This window comes from Rhizobium vallis (genome assembly GCF_003985155.1).
Taxonomy (GTDB): domain Bacteria; phylum Pseudomonadota; class Alphaproteobacteria; order Rhizobiales; family Rhizobiaceae; genus Rhizobium; species Rhizobium vallis.
Map to the genome: position 1 here is coordinate 135,578 of NZ_ML133700.1, position 8,329 is coordinate 143,906.

Annotated in this window: 5 protein-coding genes and 1 pseudogene; 4 read left to right on the forward strand and 2 right to left on the reverse strand. The window is 62.5% G+C overall.

Annotation, left to right across the window (positions count from 1 at the left end; genetic code table 11):
• Nucleotides 1–27: 27 nt before the first annotated feature.
• A complete protein-coding gene (traA, locus tag EFQ99_RS30425) occupies nt 28–4,665 on the reverse strand; it encodes a Ti-type conjugative transfer relaxase TraA (RefSeq protein ID WP_126924866.1) in 4,638 nt (1,545 codons plus the stop codon).
• 219 nt (nt 4,666–4,884) lie between these two features.
• On the opposite strand from traA, the gene EFQ99_RS30430 reads away from it, so the two are divergent.
• Genes EFQ99_RS30430 through traG form a run of 3 tightly spaced genes read left to right on the forward strand, consistent with a single transcriptional unit; the run spans nt 4,885 to nt 7,305 of the window.
• The gene (locus tag EFQ99_RS30430; protein ID WP_126924867.1) at nt 4,885–5,172 is read left to right on the forward strand and encodes a TraC family protein; all 288 of its coding nucleotides are present in this window, start codon (nt 4,885–4,887) and stop codon (nt 5,170–5,172) included.
• A complete protein-coding gene (locus tag EFQ99_RS30435; RefSeq protein WP_126924868.1) occupies nt 5,162–5,401 on the forward strand; it encodes a conjugal transfer protein TraD in 240 nt (79 codons plus the stop codon). The genes EFQ99_RS30430 and EFQ99_RS30435 overlap by 11 nt, the downstream gene beginning before the upstream one ends.
• Complete coding sequence (traG, locus tag EFQ99_RS30440) at nt 5,392–7,305, forward strand: Ti-type conjugative transfer system protein TraG (RefSeq protein WP_126924869.1); 1,914 nt, start codon at nt 5,392–5,394, stop codon at nt 7,303–7,305. Before EFQ99_RS30435 ends, traG begins: the two co-directional genes overlap by 10 nt.
• 280 nt (nt 7,306–7,585) lie before the next feature.
• Here the strand turns inward: traG and EFQ99_RS35215 are convergent, their stop codons facing one another.
• The gene (locus EFQ99_RS35215; protein ID WP_164736469.1) at nt 7,586–7,744 is read right to left on the reverse strand and encodes a hypothetical protein; all 159 of its coding nucleotides are present in this window, start codon (nt 7,742–7,744) and stop codon (nt 7,586–7,588) included.
• A gap of 322 nt (nt 7,745–8,066) precedes the next feature.
• On the opposite strand from EFQ99_RS35215, the pseudogene EFQ99_RS30445 reads away from it, so the two are divergent.
• A pseudogene (locus tag EFQ99_RS30445) lies at nt 8,067–8,329 on the forward strand (IS110 family RNA-guided transposase); the annotation flags it as partial.

Here is an 8,329-nt window from a genome sequence, read left to right on the forward strand (position 1 = left end):
GTCGAATCCTTGGCTCCTTCACCGGCTTCAGAAATCGATACCGGGGCCACGGCTGACAGCCCGCTGACGCCGTTCCGAGATGATCTTCTCGCTGCTTTCCATGCGGACGGCCTGCTGCAGAACTTTCAACCTGTCCTGCATCACCTCGAAGGCGCGGCGCTGTGTTTGTGGAACGCGGTTGATGAGATCCTTCTCTTCTCGAAGGACGGCGTTGCGGCCGAAGCGCGCGTCGAGCGCCCGGCTGACGGCGGCGAACTCCTGGCGAATACCGGGATCGAGAGACGCAGCCGATGCATTCGGCTTGCGGCCGTTGTTCTTCACCTCGGCAGTCAGACGCATGAGCACTTCTTCGGCCGCCTTCGACAGGCCGGGAATGGCAACCGCCATGCGCCGCCGCTCTTCGGCAATCGTCTGGCGTTCGGCATCGAGCCCATTGACGTAGGCCGAACCGAGCGATCGCAAACGGGCGCCGGCTTCGGGCACGGCCTGCACCGCCTCTTTCCGCTCCCGACCGGAAGCCAGCATCCGGTCCATCAGGCGATCGGAGCCGCGTAACGCACCATAGGCTGTGGGGTCGTTGGCCACTGCCGCGGCGATGCGGTCGCCAGCAAAACCTTTGGCAAGCAGCTCTTCGATCTTGCCGACGGCGCCAGCCGGATCACGCCAGATCGTTGACGCGACGGCGGCCAGCGCGGCGCGCTGCTGGCGATACAGAGGGCCGGCGAGAGCGCGAGACCTCGCCTCCTCGTCGATCGGCGTCTTGAACTCGGTGACTGCGGCAAGCATGGGCAGCACGGCGGCATTCTCCTTGTCTGTCCCCCTCCCCTGATCGGCACTGGCGCCGGCAACGATCTTCGAGCGATCCCGTCGCTCGGCGAGATGCTGCTCCTCGGCAAAGCGCCTCACCGCTTCGAACAGCCGGGTCGAGCTCTCGCCGCTGATGCTTGTGGGATCTTCCGGCATCCGCTCGACCATGTTGCGTTCGGCAATCGCATCGGCCTTCGAGGTGAAGGCGCTCCAGCCGAAGCGAGCGGTGAGCGCCTCGCTGACGGCCTTGATCTCCTGCACGACGGTCCGATCTTCGGCAGCAAACGCGAAGGCGCTCTTGTAGGCGTCATCACCTCCTTGCCCGCGCACCGCCTCGATCTCGACGAGACGGGCCGTCGCCTTTTTGGAGAGCGCCGGGATCGACAATGCCATATGGGCGCGGCGTTGTTGCTGATGGCTTTCGAACCGCGCGGCGTTTCTGCGGAACTCCGTCGCGTGGGCGCGGGCGAGTGGCAGCAGTTCCGTCAATGCCGCCGTCGCGATGCTGCGTTGATTGCGCGCCGCACGGCCGTCGACCATAAGGTCGGAACCACGCAGACGGCCGAGCCGATCGGGTGCTGTGGCAAGATCGTCGGCGAGCCTGCGGGGTTCGATCTTCACATCCGATGCCAGAGCGTTCAGGGCGACAAGTGCTGCATCCGGTTGACGATAGATCTTCTTAAGCAGCGGCTGCAGGATTGCTTCCCGCTCCTTCCAGGCGGGCGAGGCGAGCTGCGCCCGCCGTGCATCTTCCTCCACGCTTCTGGCGAAGACTGTGGTGGGCGGGATCAGATATCGGTCGCGATCAGCATGTTCGTGTGAGATTGTTTGTGTTTCTGCCCGTTCCTCGTTGTAGGAAACGCGCCGTTCCCGCTCGATCGCCAATCCGAGCGCAACGCTTGCCCTCTCCCAAAGCTTTGCCAGCTGCTCGCGCTTCTCGGCAATCCATGTCAGCTGCCGCGAGACGCCCTCCTCCATCCCGGCTGCAAATTGAGAAAGTGTATCGATGCCCCGACGGCGGGCGAAGTCTTGCGCATGCGCCCGATACCCGGCCTCGCTCTCAAAATCGAGCGTCGTCGTCTTGGCACCGGAGCGCGACAGACGCTCCACCAGCGGTTTGAACAGTTCCGGCCGATGGCTTTCCCGCTCGAGGCGCTGCTGGCGGTCTTCGGCGGTTTCGATCCGTGTGGCGGTCCAGACGTTGCGGTCGACTTGCCTTTCCTCGAAGCGCTTCTGTCCGGTTTGCTCGTCGACGATCGCAACCTTGACCGCGACCCGCTCCACGCCGTCCTTGCGTAGGGTCACAGTGTCGCCCTCGGAGACGCCACCCTGCTCGAGCGCCTTCGGCAGGCTGACACCCCACAGACGATGGATGGTTCCGTCATCGGTCTTCACGTCGGCATAAGGACTATTGTCGGCATCCCGGTCATTCGGCCGGAACCTGGCTTCTCCTCTTTCCACGAGCTCGCCGGTAACGCCGGCAGCATGATCGACACGCGGCTTTCGGCCCCACTCCGGCTTCGCTTCAAAGTCTTCCTTCGCGGCATAGAGGTCGGCGCGGTCGCGATGCCGGGTCATCGACACATAGGTCAGGTGCTGGTCCATCATGCCGGTGGCGAGTACGAAGGTCCGCTCGACGGTCGACCCTTGAGATTTGTGGATCGTCGCGGCGTAACCGTGATCGACATTGCGGTAGCTCGCCTCGCTGATGACGATGTCGCGACCATTGTCGAGACGCACCGAAAGCAATGTGTCGCCATGTTTATCGCCGGTGGAGGTGACGGTGCCGAGCATGCCGTTCTTGACATATTGCGGACCGGAATGCTTGGTGCGCGGCTCGAGGAAGCGGGCGTTTTCCAGGAAGATGATACGATCGCCGACGGCGAATTGCCGCGCACCGCGTTCGGTCTGGAATGAGTGGCTCTCACTGAGCGCGCCCTCGCCCGTCATCACCGATCGCAGCGCCTCGTTCAGGCGCTTGACGTCCTCATTGGTATGGGCGAGCACGAGAAGCTCGTCACCACGAAGACGGCCATTGGCCGCTTCGGAGATAGACGTTCCGAGCGCCTCTTTGCGTGCCTTGGTCCAGTCGCCGACAATCCGCCCGATGATGTCGTCTCGCGTCTCAGCCTCGATGAGATGACCCTGCTGGGCATAAGCGTCGAGGCCTTTGCCGGTCTCGCCGCGGGCAAACAGCCGCGACGCCTCGCGCGCCCATTGCTGGCGCTGGCGGCGCACGCCGGCAAGTTCGGCAAAACCGATCCGCTCGGTGATCGCCCGGAACGCCGCGCCTGCCTGGATCGGCTGCAGCTGCATCGCATCGCCGACCAGCACGACCTTCGCCCCTGCCTGCTCGGCAGTTTTGAGGACGCGGGCCATCTGCTGCGACGACACCATGCCGGCCTCGTCGATGACAAGCACGTCACCCCGTTCGAGCAACTCGCGTCCGCTGGCCCAGGCGAGCTCCCAGGAGGCGAGTGTTTGCGATCTGATGCCGGAACTGTCTTCCAGACCCTCGGCGGCTTTGCCGGCAAGGGCGGCGCCGATCACCCGGCGGCCGCCGCTTTCCCAGGCGACGCGGGCCGCGGCAAGCAGGGTCGACTTGCCGGTGCCGGCAAGGCCGACGACGGCGGCAATGCCACTCTCCCCGGTTACATGACGGATGGCATCGACCTGTTCCGCATCGAGCTTGAAGGCTTTTTGCGGATCGCCGGTCTCGACGCTCTCGATGGCGGCTTCGACATGACGGGCCGAAAGGCCAAGGCCGATACGCTTCGAGAGGATCTGTGCCGACTGCGCCATGTCATATTCGATGCGAAGGATCTCGCGCGTGGTGAAGACGGCGGCTTCCCTCGCCTTGCCGGTTTCGGCATCGGCCTGCTGCGGCTTCAGCATGATGAGATCGTCCGACGCCATCAGCCGCGCACGGATATTGGCGAAGTCGGCGGGATCGTCGACATAGCGATGCAGCGCCTTGGCGATATCGCGCTCGTCGAAGGTCGAGCGTTCATTGCCGAGCTGCTTCAGCAGCAGCGCGGGCTCGGCCAGCAGCCGGTCGGCCATCGCCTGGCGCCGGGCAAGGTCGGCTGGAGCAAAATACATCTCGGCACCCCTGCGCGAGAGTGCTGCCTTCTGCGGGCCAAGATGTCTTTGCGCGATGCCGTCAAGGCCCTGCTCGGCATAGGAGCGGCCATCCAGACGGACATCATGGCCGGCGAGCGCCAGATGCCGGTTGGCGGTGTCCGCCCAGGCGATCTTCCACCCCTTCATTGTCTCCTTGTCGCCAGCCCACAGCCTGTAGACGATCTTGCCATTCGGGCGATCCGGCGTGACGACACGCAATGGTTCGCCGCCCTCGCCCATTACCGCCACCTTCTTCGGCCCGAACCCCTCCTCGGCCAGAGGCCTGAGTGTCGTCATCAGGTGGATATGAGGATTGCCGTCCTTGTCATGGTAAACCCAGTCGGCGACCATGCCCTTCGAGGTGAGATTGTCGCGGATGAACTCGTGCACGAGCGCGATATTCTCCGCCCGTGTCAGCTCCTCCGGTAGGGCTATGATCAGCTCGCGCGCCAGCTGCGCATCTGCCCGCTTCTCGAAAGCATCGACCGCATTCCACAGCGCTTCGCTGGCACCAGTGACGGAACGTCCGTCAATTGCTGACCGCAGCCAGGTAGGCGTCTGGTCGGGCAGCGCTAGTTCCTCATGCACCAGCCCGGAAGCTCCGCCCCGGTAGCTAAAGGACGTGCCGGCCTGTTCGTCCATCATCCGGGCCCGATGACGATAGGCGGCGGCCGAGACGATGCTGCGTCCCGCTCCCCTGCTGATCACTAGTGCTCTGACGAACATGATCGCCACTGCCGTCTCCTGATCTTCCGAGCACGTCGCGTCAGCGACGTATATTGCGCCCTCAAACCGATCGGACCGCAGGGCCGATGCCGCTTTTCCGGAAGACGGCCATCGGCCGGAATTCCATCTGCGACGTTTTCGGGTTGATGCAAAATAGCCTATTTAACTATTTTATTCTAGTTAGTATAATCGATCTGCTGGGCCAATTCTAGGAAAGGAAGATTCACAATGGCCGTAAAACCATCGATTTCCGATCTCGATGCGCAGATGGAGAAGCTCCGAGAACGCAGACGAGTTTTGATAGTTAAATCGGCAGAGCGGTTTGCCCGCGCTGCGACGAAATCCGGGCTGGCGGAAATGGAAATTGCAGACGAGGAGGTCGAGCGGATCTTCGAAGAGATCGCCGCGCGATTTCGCAAAGAGGAGAAGAAAGCGGCCGGCGGCCCGCCTCCTCAAGCGCGTCGACCAACAGCTGGTGGCGCTGGACCGGCGCCGGAGGGTTCACATGACGGCTGAGCGGAAGAAGGAAGCGCGCGAGAAATTTCTGCTCGGCGGCATCGTCGTAAGAGCCGGCCTGTCGAAGGTGAACCGGGCATTTCTGCTTGGCGGCCTCATCGAGCTGGCAACGGTGATGCCGGGATCGGCCGAACATCGGCGATTGCGCGGGATTGGTGAAGATGCGTTCAGGGGTCCTTCGCTCGATCCTGTTTCACCGCATGTCGGGGAGGACCCTGCATGGCGCTGAAGGGTCGACTGGATTCGAGCCAACTGCTCGTCTTCGTGCCGGTCACGGTCACGGCCGTCACTGTCTACATCACCGCCTGGCGATGGCCGGCGCTGGCGCACAGCCTATCTGGTAAAACTGAATACTGGTTTCTCCGCGCAACGCCTGTGTCAACGCTTCTGTTCGGGCCACTTGCTGGACTTCTGACCGTCTGGGCGTTGCCGCTGCATCGTCGGCGGCCGGTCGCGACAGTCAGCCTCCTGTGCTTCCTCGTCGTCAGCGGATTTTACGCCTTGCGCGAATATGGGCGCCTCGCTCCGTCGGTGGAGCGAGGCGTCGTCACATGGGACCATGCGCTTTCTTACCTAGATTTCGTTGCCGTCATCGGCGCGCTGGCGGGCTTCATGGCCGTGGCGGTCGCCGCCCGGATCTCCGTCGTCGTTCCCGAGGCGGTCAAACGGGCGAAGGGCGGAATCTTTGGCGATGCCGATTGGCTTTCAATGGCGGCGGCGGCGAAGCTTTTCCCCCCCGACGGCGAGATCGTCGTCGGCGAGCGCTATCGCGTCGACAAGGAAATCATTCATGAGCTGCCTTTCGATCCGAAGGATCGCAGCACGTGGGGACAGGGCGGCAAGGCGCCGCTGCTCACCTACAGCCAGGACTTCGATTCCACCCATATGCTCTTCTTCGCCGGATCGGGCGGGTACAAGACAACCAGCAACGTCCTGCCGACAGCGCTGCGGTATACCGGTCCGCTGATCTGCCTCGATCCCTCGACCGAGGTCGCGCCGATGGTGGTTGAGCACCGCACCCACATTCTCGGGCGCGAGGTCATGGTGCTCGATCCCACAAATCCTATCATGGGCTTCAACGTCCTCGACGGCATCGAGCACTCGAAGCGGAAAGAGGAGGATATCGTTGGCATCGCCCACATGCTTCTCTCAGAAAGCCTGCGCTTCGAATCCTCGACAGGCTCCTACTTCCAGAACCAGGCGCACAATCTCCTGACCGGCCTGCTCGCCCATGTCATGCTGTCACCGGAATATGCCGGCCGGCGAAACCTGCGCAGCCTGCGCCAGATCGTGTCCGAGCCGGAACCCTCGGTGCTCGCCATGCTGCGTGACATTCAGGAACATTCGCAATCCGTCTTCATTCGCGAAACGCTTGGCGTCTTCACCAACATGACCGAACAGACTTTCTCAGGCGTCTATTCGACGGCATCTAAGGATACGCAATGGCTCTCGCTGGACAGTTACGCCGGGCTCGTCTGCGGCAACTGCTTCAAATCGAGCGATATCGTCACCGGTGGAAAGGACGTGTTCCTCAACATCCCGGCGTCGATCCTGCGCTCCTATCCGGGCATCGGACGTGTCATCATCGGCTCGCTGATCAACGCCATGGTCCAGGCCGATGGCGGCTTCAGCCGCCGAGCGCTCTTCATGCTCGATGAGGTCGATCTGCTCGGCTATATGCGCGTATTGGAGGAGGCGCGCGACCGTGGTCGCAAGTACGGCGTCAGCATGATGTTGCTCTACCAATCGGTGGGGCAGTTGGAGCGGCACTTCGGCAAGGATGGCGCAACCTCATGGATTGATGGCTGCGCTTTCGCCTCCTATGCGGCGATCAAGGCGCTCGATACGGCGCGTAATGTTTCCGCCCAATGCGGGGAGATGACCGTCGAGGTGCAGGGGCGGTCGCGCAATATCGGCTGGGACACGAAAGGCGGCGGCACACGCAAATCCGAGAGCGTCAATTTCCAGCGCCGGCCGCTAATCATGCCGCACGAGATCACCCAATCGATGCGCAAGGACGAGCAGATCATCATCGTCCAGGGCCATAGCCCGATCCGCTGCGGCCGGGCGATCTATTTCCGGCGGAAGGATATGGATACGCAAGCCAAAGCCAATCGCTTCGTGCGGAGCTGACGATCCCAGACACTCAGGAGCGCCAATTGAGAGGCGGCTGTCGTCCGCCGCGGCGGAACCGATTTTGTCGCTTGCGGCAAAATTGGGGGAGACCGCGCCGTCCCTGACGCAGGATTTGCTGGAGTAAAATAGGACGTCAGAGAAAGAAGAGACCCGCGGCTCCAAAGGGGTCGCGACCGTTTCCGGCGGAGCCGGCGGGAGTGTGGAGGGAAACCCTGACAGGCAGCCAGCCGGTCGATCCGGCCTGGCTGCCTCGGTGCACGATGCGGAAAGAGCTGCCTCACGGCAACTCCTCCCCGGCCTGTTTTAAAAGTTCGGCGCGCGCGGCTTCCAGCTCCGCCTCGATGCGGCGACGCTCCTCCGCGGTCGGTGCTTCTCTAGCTTCAAGGCGCAGTTCCTCGATGGTGCATTCGATGTTGAAGGCGTTTTCGTTCGTCATCGTCATCTCCTTGTTGACGTGAAAGATGACGCCGGCGGTCGTGAGGATCGGGGCGGGTCAAGGTTCGCGTCAGCGACCGGCGGAGCCGGCGCGCGGAGGTGCCGATTTTGTCGGAGCGGAGTGCAACGCAGCGGAGGCAAAATTGGAGGGGCCGCGCGACCTTGAGGCGGCACGGTCCTCATGGCAGACTTGGCAATCTGAGCAGCAGATGGGATAATCGGCTTGGTGCCCATCTTTGACGGTGAGGAAGGTGCTGCGCTTCGAGTTGATGGTAGAACGTGGTCTGAGCCATCAGCCACAAGCATCAGAAAGGAAGCGCAGCATGAAGCATTATGCCGGTCTCGATGTTTCCGTAAAGGAGACTTCCGTTTGTATTGTCGATGAGAATGCTGCCGGGAACGTAAGGTGGTCAGTCACCCGGAAGATCTCATCACACTTCTATCCGATCCGCAGTGGCGTATTGAGCGGATCGGTCTCGAAGCGGGCCCGCTATCTCAATGGCTGTTCGAGGGCCTGGCCAAGGTCGACCTTCCTGTGATCTGCATCGAAACCAGGCACACCAAGGCTTTCCTGAAAGCGCAGCCG